The organism is Parachryseolinea silvisoli (genome assembly GCF_021190955.1).
Lineage (GTDB): Bacteria > Bacteroidota > Bacteroidia > Cytophagales > Cyclobacteriaceae > Ohtaekwangia > Ohtaekwangia silvisoli.
Genome location: NZ_JAIOAO010000002.1, coordinates 1,628,568 through 1,646,273, shown reverse-complemented (window position 1 = coordinate 1,646,273; position 17,706 = coordinate 1,628,568). Strand labels below are relative to the sequence as shown.

Annotated in this window: 12 protein-coding genes; 5 read left to right on the top strand and 7 right to left on the bottom strand. The window is 53.1% G+C overall.

The features are described from left to right. Positions 1-17 precede the first annotated feature (17 nt). The 3 genes from K7P01_RS16910 to K7P01_RS16900 are packed head-to-tail and all read left to right on the top strand — an operon-like array spanning position 18 to position 3,518. The gene (locus tag K7P01_RS16910; protein WP_267295130.1) at positions 18-1,352 is read left to right on the top strand and encodes a glycosyltransferase; all 1,335 of its coding nucleotides are present in this window, start codon (positions 18-20) and stop codon (positions 1,350-1,352) included. Further along, complete coding sequence (locus K7P01_RS16905) at positions 1,333-2,379, top strand: Gfo/Idh/MocA family protein (protein ID WP_267295128.1); 1,047 nt, start codon at positions 1,333-1,335, stop codon at positions 2,377-2,379. Before K7P01_RS16910 ends, K7P01_RS16905 begins: the two co-directional genes overlap by 20 nt. Further along, positions 2,376-3,518 (top strand): DegT/DnrJ/EryC1/StrS family aminotransferase, encoded by a 1,143-nt coding sequence (locus K7P01_RS16900; RefSeq protein WP_267295126.1) that lies wholly within the window; start codon positions 2,376-2,378, stop codon positions 3,516-3,518. The genes K7P01_RS16905 and K7P01_RS16900 overlap by 4 nt, the downstream gene beginning before the upstream one ends. Here the strand turns inward: K7P01_RS16900 and K7P01_RS16895 are convergent. Further along, a complete protein-coding gene (locus K7P01_RS16895) occupies positions 3,515-3,916 on the bottom strand; it encodes a LytR/AlgR family response regulator transcription factor (RefSeq protein ID WP_267295124.1) in 402 nt (133 codons plus the stop codon). The genes K7P01_RS16900 and K7P01_RS16895 overlap by 4 nt on opposite strands. A 224-nt stretch (positions 3,917-4,140) precedes the next feature. On the opposite strand from K7P01_RS16895, the gene K7P01_RS16890 reads away from it, so the two are divergent. Both K7P01_RS16890 and K7P01_RS16885 read left to right on the top strand, forming a co-directional pair. Continuing rightward, positions 4,141-5,955 (top strand): DUF1800 domain-containing protein, encoded by a 1,815-nt coding sequence (locus K7P01_RS16890; protein ID WP_267295122.1) that lies wholly within the window; start codon positions 4,141-4,143, stop codon positions 5,953-5,955. 37 nt (positions 5,956-5,992) lie between these two features. Then, on the top strand, positions 5,993-7,261 hold the full coding sequence (locus K7P01_RS16885) for a DUF1501 domain-containing protein (protein WP_267295120.1): 1,269 nt from the start codon (positions 5,993-5,995) through the stop codon (positions 7,259-7,261). Between the two features lie 16 nt (positions 7,262-7,277). Here the strand turns inward: K7P01_RS16885 and K7P01_RS16880 are convergent, their stop codons facing one another. The 6 genes from K7P01_RS16880 to K7P01_RS16855 form a co-directional block, all read right to left on the bottom strand. Next, a complete protein-coding gene (locus K7P01_RS16880) occupies positions 7,278-7,949 on the bottom strand; it encodes a basic secretory family protein (protein ID WP_267295118.1) in 672 nt (223 codons plus the stop codon). 13 nt (positions 7,950-7,962) lie between these two features. Beyond that, on the bottom strand, positions 7,963-8,931 hold the full coding sequence (locus K7P01_RS16875; RefSeq protein WP_267295116.1) for a hypothetical protein: 969 nt from the start codon (positions 8,929-8,931) through the stop codon (positions 7,963-7,965). A gap of 93 nt (positions 8,932-9,024) precedes the next feature. Beyond that, positions 9,025-9,933 (bottom strand): PorP/SprF family type IX secretion system membrane protein, encoded by a 909-nt coding sequence (locus K7P01_RS16870; RefSeq protein WP_267295114.1) that lies wholly within the window; start codon positions 9,931-9,933, stop codon positions 9,025-9,027. Positions 9,934-9,941: 8 nt separating this feature from the next. Then, positions 9,942-12,311, bottom strand: a complete 2,370-nt coding sequence (locus tag K7P01_RS16865) for a T9SS type B sorting domain-containing protein (protein ID WP_267295112.1) — start codon at positions 12,309-12,311, stop codon at positions 9,942-9,944. Between the two features lie 31 nt (positions 12,312-12,342). Further along, a complete protein-coding gene (locus K7P01_RS16860; RefSeq protein WP_267295110.1) occupies positions 12,343-14,214 on the bottom strand; it encodes a RagB/SusD family nutrient uptake outer membrane protein in 1,872 nt (623 codons plus the stop codon). A 12-nt stretch (positions 14,215-14,226) separates the two neighbouring features. After that, positions 14,227-17,646, bottom strand: a complete 3,420-nt coding sequence (locus K7P01_RS16855; protein ID WP_267295108.1) for a TonB-dependent receptor — start codon at positions 17,644-17,646, stop codon at positions 14,227-14,229. Positions 17,647-17,706 lie beyond the last annotated feature (60 nt).

Genomic DNA, 17,706 nt, shown 5'->3' with positions numbered 1-17,706 from the left:
AACCTGAGTTTGCAGCGATGAGCGCAGAACGAAAAAAACGTGTATTGCTAATTACCTATTACTGGCCACCGGCCGGTGGATCGGGTGTGCAGCGCCCGATAAAATTTACCAAATATCTGCGCGAGTTCGGCTGGGAGCCCATCATTTTTACTGTTAGCAACGGCGAATACCCCCTGCGTGACCAGACCCTGATCGGCGACATCCCCGAACATATACAAGTAGTCACAGCCCCCACGCGCGAGCCTTACGCACTCTTTCGCGCCCTCACCGGCAACAAACAACCCGTTAACGCCAACTTCTTTCACAACCGGCAAAAGAAGGGACTCGTGAGCCGCTTGCTCTTCTGGGTTAGAAGTAATCTTTTTATACCCGATGCGCGCATCGGGTGGTTGATACCCGCCACGCGCCGTCTGAACACATTCCTCCAACAGAAAAAGATAGACGCTATTATCAGCACCGGACCACCGCACACGGTACATCTCATCGCCAGCAAGGTCAGTAAGAAATTCTCGATCCCCTGGTTGGCAGACTTTCGCGATCCGTGGACGGGCATCGATTATTTCGACAAGCTTGCCCTGACCGCCGCGGCACGAAGACTGCATCAACGGTTGGAGTACCGCATCCTGACGCAAGCCGATAGTGTGATTACCGTAAGCCCTTTTTTGCAAAAGATGCTCGAAGGGATTTCTCATAGAAAGGTCCATGTCATTACCAATGGTTTTGACGAAGAGAACTTCCTCCACAAACGGCCGGCGCCCGACGCGCGGTTTACCATTGTACACATGGGCATGCTGGGTGGCGCACGCGACCACCGGATCTTCTGGCAAGCTCTGGCCGCCTTTGCCCAACAAGACAAAGCTTTTCACGAAACACTGGAAATACGTCTGTATGGGAAAGTCGATGCGACGATCCTGGAATCTATTCCCCCTATATTAACCGGCAACACGTACCTGGAACAGTATGTGCCGCATATTGCTGTGCCGAAGATCCTCCAGCGTGCACAGCTGTTATACCTTCCGATACACGACTGTGCTATCGACGCCGGATTTCTACCGGGGAAATTGTTCGAGTACCTGGCTGCGCGGCGTCCTATCCTTTCGATCGGGCCGGTACATGGCGATACGGCCAATGTGATACGATCCCTAAAGGCCGGCAAAACTGTGGGCTATACGGATCAGGATGCTTTACTGCATTATTTCCGCGAGCGCTTTCTGGCTTTTCAACAACATGAGCCCTTCGAAGCATCATCGTCCATCGCTCAATTTTCGCGAAGAAACCTGACGGCAGCACTGGCCGAGCTGCTGAATACACACGTACCGACCCCATCCGCCCATGGAAACAACAAGTCCTGATAAGCCACTCCATTTTGCCCTTGCCGGCTGCGGCCGTATAGGTTTGCGCCACGCCGTGCAAATGCAAAAATACGGCGTACTAAAAGCGGTGTGCGACGTCGACGCCGACAAAGCCGCTACGCTTGCCACCACTTGCCGCGCCACCGCGTATGATTCGCTTGACAACTTGCTGGAGCAAGAGAAAAATATCGACCTGGTCGCCATTTGTACACCCAACGGACTGCATGCACGCCATTCCATCCAGGCTTTGCGCGCCGGCGTCAATGTACTCTGCGAAAAGCCGATGGCTTTATCTACTCAGGATTGTGGCGAAATGATCCAGCAGGCAGAGCGTGCCAACCGGAGGTTGTTTATCGTCAAGCAAAACCGTCTTAACCCGCCGGTAGCGGCCATTAAGAAGCTTATCGAAGAGGGCAGACTCGGTCGCCTGTATACTGTGCAATTGAATTGCTTTTGGAACCGTGACCAGGAATATTATTCTTCCTCTGACTGGAAGGGTACGCTGGCATTGGATGGTGGTACACTCTATACCCAGTTCAGCCACTTCATCGACTTGTTGTATTGGCTGGTCGGCGACATCCGCGAGGTGCATGCCCTGGCTGGAAACTTCGAGCACCAAAACACGATCGAGTTTGAGGATAGCGGTGTTGTCATTCTAAAATTTCACAATGGCGTCCTCGGCACCATTCACTTTACGATCAATGCCTACCAGGAAAATATGGAAGGGTCATTGACGCTTTTCGGGGAGAAGGGCACAGTAAAGATTGGCGGCCAATACCTGAATACGGTCGACTATCAAAAGATCCAGGGCTATACCATTCCCGATGTGGCTGCCGGCAATCCCGCCAACGACTATGGAAAATACCGGGGCTCGATGTCCAACCACAACCTGGTCTACGATAACATTGTCGATGTATTGCGGCACAATGGTTCGATCCTGACCAATTGTTACGAGGGCCTGAAGACTGTCGAGATCATTGAAAAAATCTATAAGAGTGCCGTCATGACCCAACCAACACACCGATGACATCCCACCATTTCTCACGCAAAATTCGCATCGTCGATCTCGCCGCGCAATATCATTTATACCAGGAAGAAATCGACACAGCCATCCGGGAGGTGCTCACCGCTGCTGCGTTTATTCAGGGACCACAGGTCTTCTCCTTCGAACAGGCCTTACAAGAATACACCGGCGCCGCTGCCGTTATATCGTGTGGCAACGGTACCGATGCGCTACAGATTGCCATGATGGCCCTGGGATTAGCGCCGGGCGACGAAGTCATCGTTCCGGTCAATACGTATGTTGCGACGGCAGAGGTGCTGGCACTGCTCCACATCACACCCGTCTTTGCCGACATCGATCCGCATACGTTCCTGTTGGACGATCGCCGGCTGCACCTGTATATCACACCAAAGACCAGGGCCATCGTGCCGGTGCACCTCTACGGGCAGTGTGCTAACATGGAAACCATCCTCACGATCGCCGCGCGGCATAATCTGTTTGTCATCGAGGACACTGCCCAAGCCCTTGGCGCCGTCTATACTTTCCCGGACGGTCGCCAACAACTGGCCGGCACCATGGGTACCATGGGCACAACATCATTCTTCCCCACCAAAAGCCTGGGATGTTACGGCGACGGCGGCGCCATTTTTACCAACGACGCCCGGTATGCCGAAAAGATGCGTATGATTGCCAATCACGGCCAGCGTCTAAAATATCACCACGAGCTTGTGGGCGTCAACAGCCGCCTTGATACCTTACAGGCCGCTATCCTTCAGGTGAAACTTAAATACCTTCAGCAGGAAATTTATAAACGAAACGACATCGCGGCCTTTTACGACAGGCAGCTTGGTACTATCGCTGGTTTACAAATACCGGCCCGCAGTGAACACTCAACGCATGTTTTTCATCAATATACTATTCAAACAAAACATCGCGATGCCCTCCAGGCACACCTGGTAGCGCACGGCATTCCGGCAGCCTTATATTATCCCTTGCTGTTACCCCGGCAGAAAGCATACCAGGCATATAATAGCAACACCTTCCCGGTGGCAGAACACATCCATGCACACATGCTTTCCTTGCCCATCCATCCTACCATGCAGGAGGATGAGGTGACCTTTATTTGTTCGGCGATAAAAGCATTCTTAGCAGGGCAGCACTAGGCCGGAAGTGTATAACGTTCGAGTAAAAGTTTTTTCTTTTGTGCCGATACCGCTACCAGGCTGCCGTCTTCCATTTCCACCTCACCACCCTTGCCCCGGAAGTAGCGGCTGACTTTGTAGAGGTTGATGATGGCAGAGTGGTGAACCCGAAAAAAGATGTTTGTATGGAGTAACGACTCCAGTTCCGTCAGGTTCTTGGACAACAGCAGTTTTTTGCCGGCACCATAATATATCACGGAGTATGCGCCGCTGGCCTGGCACCAGGTGATCTCGTGGGCCGATAAAAAAACAAACCCTTCCCGCACAGGAAACCCGATCTTGCGGGTAAATGGTGAGCCCGGAGAAGTTTCTTCTAAAAATTGCGGGCATGGCAGGATGTTCTCAACCAATCTGGTCATGGCGGTAAGGGTTAGCGCACCCGCCCTACAACCGAACGGCTACTGTAGGTTAGACGGATGCGTTTACGAAAACGTTGGATAGCGTTGACAAAAAGTTAATAAAAAAAGAGGATCAGCCAGAACGCATTAAACCTTTCTGTCCCCGCCGTGTCTAATGTGCCGATATGCCCCCAGGGCCTCTAATACGATGTAAGAGGAGGATTTTGACCTTTTATCACGACGTTATGAAACACACAAAGTTGACGGTTTTTATCGTACTCGGACTACTCGTCCTGCCTGCTCACACACCGGTTGTCACGGCTACCCGGTCCTTCCATTTTCCGTATGCAGCCGCGGGCCTCACCCGGCAGCAGGCGGCTGCTCACCTGGTGAGTCGCTTTACCTACGGTGCAACGCCGGGCCTGGTTGATCAGGTGGCCCGTATGGGATTGGAGGAATGGTTCGCCCTGCAGCTCCAGGCAACTCTTCCCGACGATACATTACAACAACGTCTGACTCCGTACGACGCGTTGTCGCTTAGCACGGAGGAAGTCACACGTACCTTTATAAAGAACGGCGTATTGCGGCGCATGGCTATAAAAGACGGCGCCATTACAGCCGATTCTACGCAAGACAAAAAGGAATATCGCGCCGCACTGCAAAAATACCGGCAGCAAAAAGGATTTCGCCCCGAACAGGAACTCGTGCGGCAATTCGTGAATCAAAAGATCTTGCGCGCGGTTTACACGCAAAATCAGGTGCAGGAAGTATTGACGGACTTTTGGTTTAACCATTTTAATGTGTCCTTCACGAAAGGAATTTGTACACTTTATATTCCGGCATACGAACGAGATGTCATCCGACCAAATGCCTTAGGCCGTTTCAACGACATATTACTGGCAACAGCGCAATCGCCCGCCATGCTGTTATATCTCGACAATGCGAGTAGCAGCGGCGTCAATACCGAGCGCGCGAAGCGTCAATCTTCCACGCCGAAGCGACCCAAAGGACTCAATGAAAACTACGCGCGCGAAGTGATGGAGCTTCACACCCTGGGTGTAGACGGGGGATATACACAAACCGATGTGACCGAGGCCGCCCGCATCCTCACGGGCTGGACACTCTATCCGCGTGGTGTATACGCAGGTGATAGCCTGCGCCGCATACTACCCGATGATGCTACCCTTCAAAAACGTGGTGGTGTTCATACGAGCGACTTCCTGTTTACGCCCAACCGCCACGACGACGGCGCAAAGGTTTTCCTGGGCAAAACATTCCCGGCGGGAGGCGGCTATGAAGAAGGCGTGCAACTATTAACCATGCTGGCAGCCCATCCTTCTACCGCGAAATTCATTGCACGAAAACTGGCCGTTCGCTTCGTCAGCGATACACCTCCACCAGCATTAATCGACGCACTGGCCAAAACATACCAGCAGACACATGGCGACATCCGGGCGCTGCTGATCACGCTTGTATCCTCGCCGGAATTCTGGAATAAAGATGCTTTGCGCGAAAAGACGAAGTCGCCCTTTGAGCTTACCATCAGCGCTCTGCGTAGTTTGCATGCAGATGTGCAACACCCATACCCCTTGTTTCAATGGGTAACGCGCATGGGCCAGAAGATATACTTTTACCAGGCACCGACGGGTTTCCCCGACAAGGCCGCGTACTGGATCAATACCGGTGCTTTGCTAAACCGTATGAACTTCGGCATGGCGCTGGCCGCCGGGCGTATACCCGGCGTGAAGATCGATCTTCTCGCCCTCAATCACCAGCACGAACCGGAAAGCGCAGCGGATGCCCTCGCGATCTATAGCACCTTGCTCCTGCCCACGCGCGACACACACGAAACAATTCGCCGCCTAACACCACTACTCAACGATCCTGCTTTACATGAAAAGATCGACAGTGCCGCCCACGGAAATACTGTCAGCAGGAGCAGTATAGAGGATACTGATGAGGACGAGACTATTCTCGCCGACAGCGCTGCGCCAAAACGCTATAGACTATCGCAGGTGGCTGGCATCATTCTAGGTTCGCCCGAGTTCCAACGACGGTAACGGGAGCGCTATACATCCATTAAAAAAACAACGATCAATGACATCCCGAAGAGCATTTTTAAAAGCAGGAGGCCTGGCCCTGGTGGGATTAGGCCTCGGTGGTGTGCCTGGTTTTATGGCGCGCGCCGCCGACAGTCAAAAGCGCATAGCACTTTATAAGCGGACCAAGGTACTGGTCTGTATCTTTCAACGCGGTGCCATGGACGGTCTTATGGCCGTGTCTCCATTCAACGATCCTTATTTACGCGCGGCACGCCCTGATCTCTTTATGTCCCCCGCACGCAACGGCACGGGTAAATCATTGGTCGATCTCGATGGCACCTTCGGGCTACATCCTGCCCTGCAGGCGTTCGAATCTTTGTTCCGCGAAAAGCGTCTGGCTATTGTGCACGGCATGGGCTCGCCCAACAATACCCGCTCACACTTCGACGCGCAGGATTATATGGAGTCCGGCACGCCGTTTAGCAAATCCACGGCCAGTGGATGGCTGAATCGCGCCGTGGGCCTTCTGGGGCATAATGCATCACCATTCCAGGCCGTCAGCCTGACCTCTGCCATGCCCCGCTCACTCTACGGCAACCAACCCGCCCTCGCTATACGCGACCTCAAAGATTTTGCACTGCAATCCAAGGGTACTCCGCTGGACCTTTCCACTACGGCTCAAAGTTTTGAGAGCTTATATGACCAGACGTCGTCGGCACTATTAAAACAAACCGGCAAGGAGAGCTTTGAAGCTATGAAAATCCTGCAGCAAGCGCAGAACGGTAAGTATACTCCCGCGCCAGGAGTAGTATATCCTGCCACTACGCTGGGCACATCGTTGAAGCAGATCGCGCAGCTCGTCAAGATGGACGTCGGCCTCGAGGTTGCCTTTGCCGAATCCGGGGGCTGGGATACACATTTTAATCAAGGTGCGGGCAATGGCACCTTTGCCCGCAACGCACAGGATTTTAGTAGCAGTATTGCTGCCCTCTGGGCTGACCTGGCCGCGTACCAGGATGATGTGACGATTTTAACGATGACGGAGTTCGGACGCACCGTTAAACAAAACGGCACCCGGGGTACCGATCATGGGCGTGCCTCGTGTTCCTTTATTATCGGGAATGGTGTGAAGGGTGGCCTGGTACACGGCGCGATGCAGCCGCTGGCCGTCGAGAATCTGGAGGACGGACGCGACCTGGCAGTAACGACAGACTTCCGAAGTATATTTAGCGAGGTAGCCGGCACGCACCTGGCTATACAGAACAACCGCGTGTTATTTCCGGACTGGGAAGGAAAAAGAACCGGCGTCATGCGAACCGCCTGACACCGGTATATACTCATTAGCCTTTAGCGGCTTGTGCGGCATAGGCCTGCCAGAGGTCGTCCAGGCTCTTGCCGGTTTGCTTGCTCCAGATACCGTCGGTATAGGCGTTCGTCCGCATGGCGTTGTCGAGCGTCTTGACCAGTCCCGGCTTCACATCTTTCTCCAACCACAGCAGAAAGCGGGCAGTAACGCGATAAGCGTTGGTATAGTGCTGACTGGCGGCATATGCGGGCAGTGACCAGCCGGCACCCTGGTTGTCGACGCCGTAGGCATACCGCACATAGTCGGCAATACCCTCTGTCAGCCAACCCGGACCCGCACGGTGCGGATACGATTGCACCAGGTGCATCACCTCGTGCGTGACCACATCGATATCACCGGGGTGTGCCTTAAACCATCCAGGGCTGAAGCGTACGCGACCTCCACCGGCTTCGGCTACAGCTTTATAGGTGGTATCGACAAAGAACGTTACTTCTTTGATGGAAGCTTTGTTGTATTGATCCACCAATACGGGATATACTTCAAAGAACGTCTTGATCAGACGGGCCTTTACGGCCGGATCAAAGGAAGGATCCTGGTTAATAAAATTCAACGTGTAGCCTTTCTCACGGAAGACTTCGGGGGTTTGCGCCTGCACGCCGCATACCGACAGCACGAGCAACAGCAGGAGAATAGAACAGTGTTTCATATATAGATACAAATTAGTAGGTAATATCGGGAAAATCGATCTTCGCCTGGTACAGCTGCCCTTCCATTTCGGTGGTCCAGCCGAAGGCGGTCTCTGCGGTTTCCTGCAGATCGGTTTTGGCGGCGCCGCTAAAGAAGTGAACAAACTCACCCCAGTTCATCTGGCGGGTGAAGTGATTGTTGGCATCCTTCGGAAAATACTTTGCCTGAAGCTTAAAGTATTCTACAAGCACTTTTGTCTTTCCATACTTGGTATAGATCGGATAGAACCAATCCCGAAACCAATAGGTCAGCGCTTTGGGATTGTCGTTGACCTGGTTCATGACGTGATCTTTCCAACGATTGGCTTCGGCTGTCAGGCCCAGGCCCAAATATACATCGTATTGATAGATCTCGGCAAACTTACTATCGCCCCATACGCCGTTTGGTGGGTTACCAAAGCCCGGTGATCCTTTCGCGCCAAAACTGGCCGACTCCACAATGTGAAACACTTCGTGGGTGGGCAGGTCGATGTTGCCTTCCTGTGTCAACCAGGTACCGTCGCCACAGTCGATGGCATTGCGGTTATCGTGATCGGAGTCGAAATAATAGCCCGGGTGGCCGCCACTGTGACGCCCCGTATGAAACACGGCCCACAGGCGCGGGTCATCGCCATATCCACCATAGGTTTTTTTTGTATACCGCCATACATCGCCTACGTACTGGAAGGGCCAACGCACGGTACGATCTACATCTTTATCAAAATACACCACCAGATCGTCGTCATAATACACACGCTCAAGCGTTTGGCGGTGATCGTGCCAATGTTCCGTCCAAAACTCCGGTGGTACCGGCAACTTCACTTCCTCCTCTTCGTCATCCGGATCGTCATCAGGCGTGTCTATCACGGGTTCTTCGTCATCGCCTCCGCTACAGGCTACCATTGTACTGCCAACAGCCAGCAAAAACAGGCATAACAAGCATACTTGAAATTTCCGTATCATGGATTTCGGTTTATGCATTTATAATAAGTCAATAAAAGTCGTTGGTTCCCTAAACAAAGGCCGGCGGAAATCCGCCGGCCTTACCGTTGCATATTATTTTTCCTTACCTAACAATTTTCCTTTTAGGCCAAACTCGAACGTGCCGCCGCCCTGCTCCTGTAGTCCGCTCGTCTCCGACGTGAACATCGCCGTTAAGGTCAACCGTTCGATCACCTCCAGGCCGGCGCCTAGTGTAGCGTTCTTAGTGGTGTGGTACAGCGCGAAGAAGTTGAGCCGCTGGTTCTCCAGGCGGACGTTGGCACCTACGTCGACAATGTTGTCGTGTCCCTTCACCCCGCGGAATGCTACCTTGGGTTCCAGCCGTAAAGTATTGAATGCACGCTCGAACACCCAGGCGTAGCTGACCGCTGCAAAGAAGAGAGACTTGTCCACCGGGTTATCTTCGTTTTCAAAGGTCGACCGTATGTTTGGAATAGCTGCCTGCAACGTGAAGCTGTGATCGGTGTACGCCACACCAAAATCGCCGTCCACATACAGACCACGGTCGTTAAACCGTGCCACGGTGGGATCGTCGAGGTCGCCGTGTATGTCGCTGGTGCTGATCTTTTCGCTCATCACGCCGGCCGATAGCCCCAGGTGCAGGGTGCGGTCGGTGGCAAGCGGCAAGTGATAGCCGTACGAGGCCATAACCTTTGTACGACGGAGCAGGCCCGCTTTCTCACTATACAAGACAGCGCCAACGCCGGCCTTCTCATCAAACTTATAGACACCGCTGAGGTACTGCGTGACGGGAGCCTGCTCGATATCGTTCCACTGACGACGATAGCCAAGGTTTACCGTTGCGCCCTCTTCCGCACCGGCCCAGGCGGGATTGGCCAGGTATTGATTTTGGAAGTAGATGGCCGACGGCGGGTTTAATTGTGCGTGTGCCTGCAGGCAGGCCAGAGCGCTAACCAGCACCCCGCAGCCTGCCAGCCACAACCGTATAGAAATATTTTTCATGATAGTCTTTATTTATCGTAGCGAATGATAGTAAGAGAACCCTTGAGTGGCTTGATGCCCGCGCCCGGTTCGACGACGTAGTAGTATACACCATTGGCCAGCGGCGAGCCCTGATAGGTGCCCGTCCAGTCGTTGGTATAATCTTCCATGCTAAATACCTGCTTGCCCGCGCGATCGTATACGCTCACCTGGTTGCCCGGGAAGACATGGATGTTCCATACCACCCAGGTATCATTCTTGCCATCCTGGTCGGGGGTGAGAATGTTGGTAGGATCCAGGGCGTAGGTGCCTTCTATGCCTACGAAGAACGACGCGTCACGCTCGCAGCCTTCGGCATTGCTGCCGGTTACGACGTACGTATAGCCTTGCGTCGGACGTACGGTCAGTTCGTCGGTCGAAGAACCGGCAATGATACCAGGACCTTCTCCCCAAACATATTGCTCGGCACCAGTAGCCTTCAGTTGTATCGTAGTGCCCCGCGCCAGCGGCAGGCTGGCGTCCAGGCTTACGGCAACGGGCAGCGGATCAAATGTCACAGCAACATTGTACACCACGGTATCCACGCCACTGTTGCCTGTGCCACCATCATCCTTAATCTGTACTTTCATCATGATGGTCGCGGCGTCGGCTTCAGGGTTGAGCTTGAAGGTTAGCGTAGCTTTTCCATCGACGATTTCCGTTACAGCCGGTACTTTTTCAAATACCTCCCGGCCATCCGCTTCAATCGTAACAGACAGGGCCACTTGCTGATCTTCATCCCCCTCACCCGGGGTGATGCCCGTCAGCGAAATAACATGGTCTACCGACGCATTACACGTCGTGATGTCCGCAATCGGGTCGAGGGTCGGCGCTGCGTTTTGTCCCGGCATGGTAATCGCCGTAATGGCCGAGTAGATTGTAGCCGCGTTTGTACCATACAATGTGCGGATGCGGTAATAGTAGGTAAGCCCGCCTCTACGTCCAGTATCGGTAAACGTCGTCTCGTCAGCACTCGTCTTTTTGATGGAGGTAAAGTCGGTGCCGTTATCCGAGCGAAAGATCTCATAGCCGGTCTCGTTCGTGGCTACGTCGGTCCAGGTAATCTCGGCTACTGTCTTTGAAAGTGCCGTGGCCGTGATGTCTTGTGGCAGCGGCGGCGCATTGGCATCGATGCCCCACAGCTCCCACTCCGTAAGCTGTCCGGGTATAGTCGTGCTGCCGTTATTGGCCGTCACGGTGATCTGGTAATATTTATACTGTGCGGGAGTCGTCAATACAAAGGCTACCGTTTGACTGCGCGCGGTAAACAAAAAACCCGTACGTGTATCGACAGCGGTCCAGCTGGTACCATTATCAGAGCCTTCCAGCACCCAGTTCTTCGGGTCGCGGCCCACCGCATCACCACCGGATGTAAGCGTATATTTTGTCAGCAATTGATTGGCACCCGTCGTAGACTCGTAGCGAATCCAATACGGCAATGCGTTACCACTCGGAATGAGGTACTTGGTGGAAAAGCTATTGTCTATCAGCTTGTCGCTTGCTTCGGCGGCGCTCGCGCCGTTTTCATACTTTACCGTGAGTACGCCGCCGTCGTCCGTGAGATCGGTCAACGCACCCGTCGGCGCCAGCGTCGTGACAGTAACGGCGGATGTATAGGCTGACCCGCCAAAAGCGTTTATCGCCCGCACCCGGTAATAGTACAGGGTACTGGCTACCACCCCCTGGTCCGCAAACGTAGTGGTGTTCGCCGCCACTGTACCGGCCTTCACAAAGTCTGTTCCATTCTCGGAGCGTTCAATCTCAAAACCACTCTCGGTCGCGGCATTGTCGGTCCAGGTAAGAATTGTTTCCTGGCCGCCTGTAGCACTTGCGGCCAGGCCTGATGGCGCTTCCGGAGGGTTGGATCCCGCTATACCCCACTCAGCCATCTGAAATATACCTGATCCTGGATCAAGCATCTGCGTAATATTTAACCGGTAGTACGTATAATTTGTACTATTGGAAAACGTATAAGTCTTCGTCATACCTCGTCCGCTAAACAACTCTCCCGTACGTGTATCCAATATAGTCCAGTCGGTGCCGTTGTTGGATCCTTCAAATGTCCAATTGTTCGGATCGCGCTCCGGTGCGTCACCGCCGGATGTAAGCGCATACTGTGCCGCGGCCTGTGGCGTATTGCATTGCCACATAATCCAAAGCGGCGCTTGGTTAAAGGTCAGGTATTTAGAGGCGGTATTTTTGTCGACTACTTTTTCCACTGCCTCGGCTGCGCCGTTACCTGCAAATTGCGCTGTTACGGTGCCGCCTAAACCGATAATATCCTGTGCGTGCAGACCAATTGTCGACACGAACAGCCCTGCACACAGCAAGGGTGTGATGAAGTGTAATAATCTTCTCATGATAGGTTGTTTTGGATGTAGGGAGGTCTGCTTAGTTTGCAGACCAACCCGTATTCTGTACCAATAGATTATTAATCAGCGTTTCGTCCAGCGGGATCGGGAACAGGTAATGTTTCTTTTCAAACACACGAGTCTCAAAACGCACGACGTTGTAGAAGTTCGGCGGGTCTGAGTTGATATCCAATCCATACTGCGCGCCATCGTCGGTTTCCTCCGCGATCTTCCAGCGGCGTGTATCAAACCAGCGTACACTCTCAAAGGCAAACTCCACGCGTCGTTCTTTGTGGATCGCTTCCCGCATTTCTTCCTGGGAGGCAGGGATCGGAACTGCCGGTTCATCGCCATATCCCGGTATGCCTGCACGCTCGCGGATCTTGTTGAGGTAATTCAGGATGTCCGGATTGCCCGGGTCGTATTCGTTCAGCGCTTCCGCATAGTTCAGGTATACATTGGCCAGGCGGTATAGTACCAGGGCACGGCCACCTACACCACGGTCACCAACAATCATATTCTTACGTGCGATGTAACCGGTAGGACTAAAGTCCCACTGACTTTGGCTGGAGCCCGAGTTGCCCGTCTTGCGTGTGAACGTAAGCAAGCCCGGCGTATTGGGATTGATCCAAAGCCGACCGTCGTATGTAATGCCCACATAGAAACGAGGTTCACGGTTTACCCATTGATTGTAGATGGTGCGCGCTTGTGTGTCATCGGGAGCACGGAAAGAACTTGTACCCGAAAGCAGGTAGCCAGACGCCGGATTAACAATCGGTGTACCGTCGGGGTTATAGCCCAATATTGGGCTGGCACCATTGGCCATAAAGTAAGCATCGACCATTTTCTGCGTCACCCCCAGACCGCCACCACCGCGGCTCACATCCAATGCCCCTGCGTGGTATGGCGTCATATCATACTGACGTGTCGTCACGTCGCTGCCCGGGCGGCCGAAAATCCACTCCGTATTCCAGCTATCCAACATCACGTCGCGGCAAGAAAGAAAGGCGCTAAAATTTCCACCGGCATCGTTCTTACGGTACAGGTCGTGGTATTGCGGCACAAACTCGCTGATATAGGCCTTTGCCGCTTCGGCAGCACGTTGCCATTTAGCGGGTGAATACTCCTGGCTAATCAATTGTTTACCATCGACATTCTTCATGTCAACATAGTCCGCATTTCCATTGAACAACGGACTGGCCGCCATCAACAGCACTTCTTGCCTCATGGCAAGCATAATGCTGCGGGTCATCCGACCGTATGCTGTAGAGCCGGCCGGCGCATTGGGCAGTGACTCGGCCGCAGCCTCCATTTCACTTACTACGTAGTCCACGCACTCGTCAAACGAGGCACGGGGCAATACCACATCTTCCAGGCCCGCATCGGGGGGAACTACTTCGTCACCCAACAGAATGACCGGACCGAACATGCGCATGAGGTAATAGTAGTATAACGCACGCAGGGCACGCGCCTCTGCTTTATATTGCTTCACCAGGGGTTCCCGGCATGGCACGCATTTGTCTACGTTTGCCATGAAGTATGTCGCGTTGCGAATACCCTGGTAATACCGGCTCCAGAACGTCTCTACCCAGTCGCTGCTGGCATTCCAGTTACCTGTATTGATCTCGTTGGGCGTCGTGCTCCACGGCGCGTATTCCGCCTCGTCCGACGCACCCGTCCACGGGCCTGAGTTACCATGGCCGTTGCCGGTGGTCACAAATCGCTGGGCCATTTCATCCGGAATGTTGGCGTAGATATTGGCCAGAAACATTTCGGTGTTGTTCTTGTTGATAAAAACGTCGGGTTCTGTCAAGCGGTCGTCCGGCACCTGATCCAGGAAGCCTTCTTCACAAGAACATACGCTCAATACCAGGACCACTGCCAGGCAGTGCTTTGCTATTGTCAGTTTCATATAGGCGTTGAATTAGAGTGAAATATTAACACCGACCGAGATTGTCCGTACGTTGGGGTATGTGGTTCCGTTACCGGTGTTAAGCTCGGGATCCCACATTTTGAATTTGCTAAAGGTTAGCAAGTTTACTCCCATCACGTAAAAGCGTGTGTGCGTAATGCCGATGGAACGCAGCATCTCCGAGCGCAGTGTATAACCGATCTCGGCGGTCTTCAGGCGCATAAAACTCATGTCGCGTACCCACCAGGAGCTCCGTTGGATGTTATTGGAATATTCCGTGCCATAAGCCAGGCGTGGATAGGTAACATCTTGCGAAGGATTTTCTTCTGTCCACCGGTCAGTCGCCAAGGCATATACGTTCCCTGCACCCGCCCCGCCGGAGAAAGGCATAACCCCCATGCCGTTAATGGCGCGGTCAGCCTTTGCTGTACCTTGAAAGAAGGCACCGGCATCAAAGTTTTTCCACAGCATATTGAACCCAAAGCCATAGGTCATGCGCGGCACGTCACCAATACCAATCTTCACCTGGTCGAGGTTATTGATGAGGTTATCGCCGTTCATGTCCTTGTACTTGATGTCGCCGGGTTGCACCGGGCCAAAGGTCTGCACCGCATGATTGTCGATATCCTCCTGGCTTTCAAACAAACCTTCTGCCTGGAAGCCCCAGTACGCCAGCACGTTTGAACCACGCTTTTCCAACCAGGGATAAGGCTGCTTCGGTTGGTCGTTCTCGATCACCTCGTCGCGGTTGTAATTGAAGTTACCGCGCAGCGACCACGTTGTCTGGCCCAGCTCCAGGCCTTCAATGTTCAGCGCTATATCAATCCCTTTGTTATCCACCGCGCCCAGGTTACCCCAGGGCAGGTTGTAGAGACCGATATAATCGGGCACCACGCCACGCTGTAAAAAGATGTCGGTGCGGTGTTCTCTCCAGAGATCCACGGTAAGGGAAACTTTTTCCTGCCAGGTGCGAATGTCAATACCGAGATTGGTTTTGCGCGCTTTCGCCCATCCTACGTCTACACCATAATCTTGAATCTCGATACCGCCAACTCCGTTCGTGTTGCCCGGTGTGCCATACGTATACCCCGGTTTGTCTTCATTGTCAAGAATGGTGAGGTAGCCAAAGCGACGGCCACCTCCCGAGATACCGACGAGACCGTCGGAGAAACGAAACTTCAGGAAGGGAACTACATTTCGTATTGGTTCAAAGAAAGCTTCTTCAGAAATAAGCCATCCCACAGCATACGACGGGAAGAAGCCAAAGCGGCGGCTGGGAGCAAAGTTTTCTGAACCGTTGTACCCGCCATTCAATTCTACGAAATAACGATCCATGAACGAGTAGGTGATCCGACCTGCCAGACCGCGCGTACGAAAGGGAATCGAGTTGGTGAAGTTGTCGTCTTCCGAGTCGGTCGGCACTACGTTTGTATAGTCAGACTGGTTGTACAACAGCATGCCGGTAACGACGTGTTTACCAAAGGTGCGATTGTAATTCAGCGCCGACTCGGTATAGTAGCGGCGATTGCCCGCGGTAATGCGATTATACTCCAGGGTGTTATTGTTCGATGTATAGGTCAGGTTGAGATTAAGCGATCCATCCGGATTGCGCGGGTCGTTTGGATCCACAAAGTAGGTATCCTTTCTCTTCTTACGCTCGATGTCATGCCTGTTCCAGGCGTCAAAGCTAAACATGGTGGTAAAGCTCAGCCCCGGTGTAATGGCCTTCAGGTCTTGCGTGAGCCGCACGTTGGAGAATACCTGGTTGCGAAAATTATTGCGGTACCCCCGTTGCGTGATGTCGGCATACGGGTTACGGAAATCACCGTTGGTCTCACGCCCCGGCACGAGTCCACCCGGATACATAATGGGATAGGCCACCGGCGAGGTATACATGATCTGCTGGAAAACGTCCTCCGACTTTTCGCCGGGATAGTTCGCTTCAGAAATATATCCCTGCACACCCAACAACAGTTTGGTTGTGCGGCTAAGCTCAAAATCGAGGTTACTGGTAAAATTGTAACGGGTAAAGCTGGTGGTGGAATTATACTGCTCCAGACCTTCGGTCTTAAAAAAGCCTTCTTCATTGTAGTAGCCCAGCGAGATGTAATACGTTGCACGGTCGTTGCCTCCGTGGGCGTTCAGGTTTATTTTGCGGTTTCGGGCCGTGTTGTTAAACACGGCGTCGTACCAGTCTACGTTGGGGTATACATACGGGTCTTCGCCCAGCACAGTACCGTCAATCTGCTCCTGACTAAACTTTGGCGCATCACCACGGGTGGTCAGTGCTTCGTTGGTCAGCCGCATAAACGTAGGGCCATCCGCCAGCTCGGGCACACGGGTAAAGCTGGTGACACCTTGCGAGTAGTTAAAATCGATTTTGGTCTTACCGATCTTGCCCGATTTGGTCTTGATCAGGATCACGCCGTTGGCACCGCGCATACCGTATACGGCCGTTGCGGAAGCGTCTTTCAAAATATTAAAAGACTCTACGTCTTCGGGGTCTATGTTGTCGAGGCTTCGTTCGACGCCATCGATGAGGATCAGCGGGGACACACCACCGTAGTCGGGCCAGCTGGAAATACCGCGGATCCAGATGTTGGCACCATCGCGGCCCGGCTCACCGGAGCGCTGCACCTGTACAACACCCGCTACGCGGCCGGCCAGCATCGTACCGATATTGGCCACCGGTTGTTTGAGCTCGTCCACCTTTACTTCGGCATTCGCCCCCACCACGCTAATCTTACGCTGTTCACCAAATCCTACTACCACCACTTCGCCCAGCGAGGTAATATCCGACGCCAGCTGCACGTTGACCGTGGTTTGGCTACCAATCACAATTTCTTGTTTGGTATAACCGATGAAAGAGACTACCAGCACGCCCGTAGCGGCCATGTCGTCGGGCACGCTAATGGAATATTCGCCGTTGGCATCCGTGGTCGTACCCAGGATGGTGCCTTTTAGCAAAATGCTCACCCCCGGCAGTGGCTCATTGGTGTCGTCGGTCACGCGGCCTTTTATGGTAAACTGCAGCAGTTTCCATTCATTTTCATCAATGCTGGAATGATCACCCGGTTCCTCTTTGGCCGGTGCCAGCTCTTCTGCCGGCACCAACGGGTTGCGGTACAGTAAAATGTAATCGTTGATCAGTTTATATTGAATGGCGCTGGGCTTCAGGATCTCGTCCAGTACCGCACTGAGCTTGCGGTTGGTAACGTTGAGCGAGATTTTCTTTTCGATTTCGATAATAGAAGGGCTGTAAACAAACTTCACCTCTGTCATCTTCTGAATTTGGAGCAAAACTTGCTCCATCCGAGTCTGATAAAAGGAGATGGAAATCGGTTTGTCTAGTATTTGGGCCTCAACATTGCCGGCCAGTGCACTGCAGGTGAAGCCCGCTGCCAGTACAAGCTGGATAATAGATATTCTCATTGTTGTCTTTAGTAAAGCAACAATTCGCTTCTTTTTCATAAATTAGAAAGTTTTGTTCTT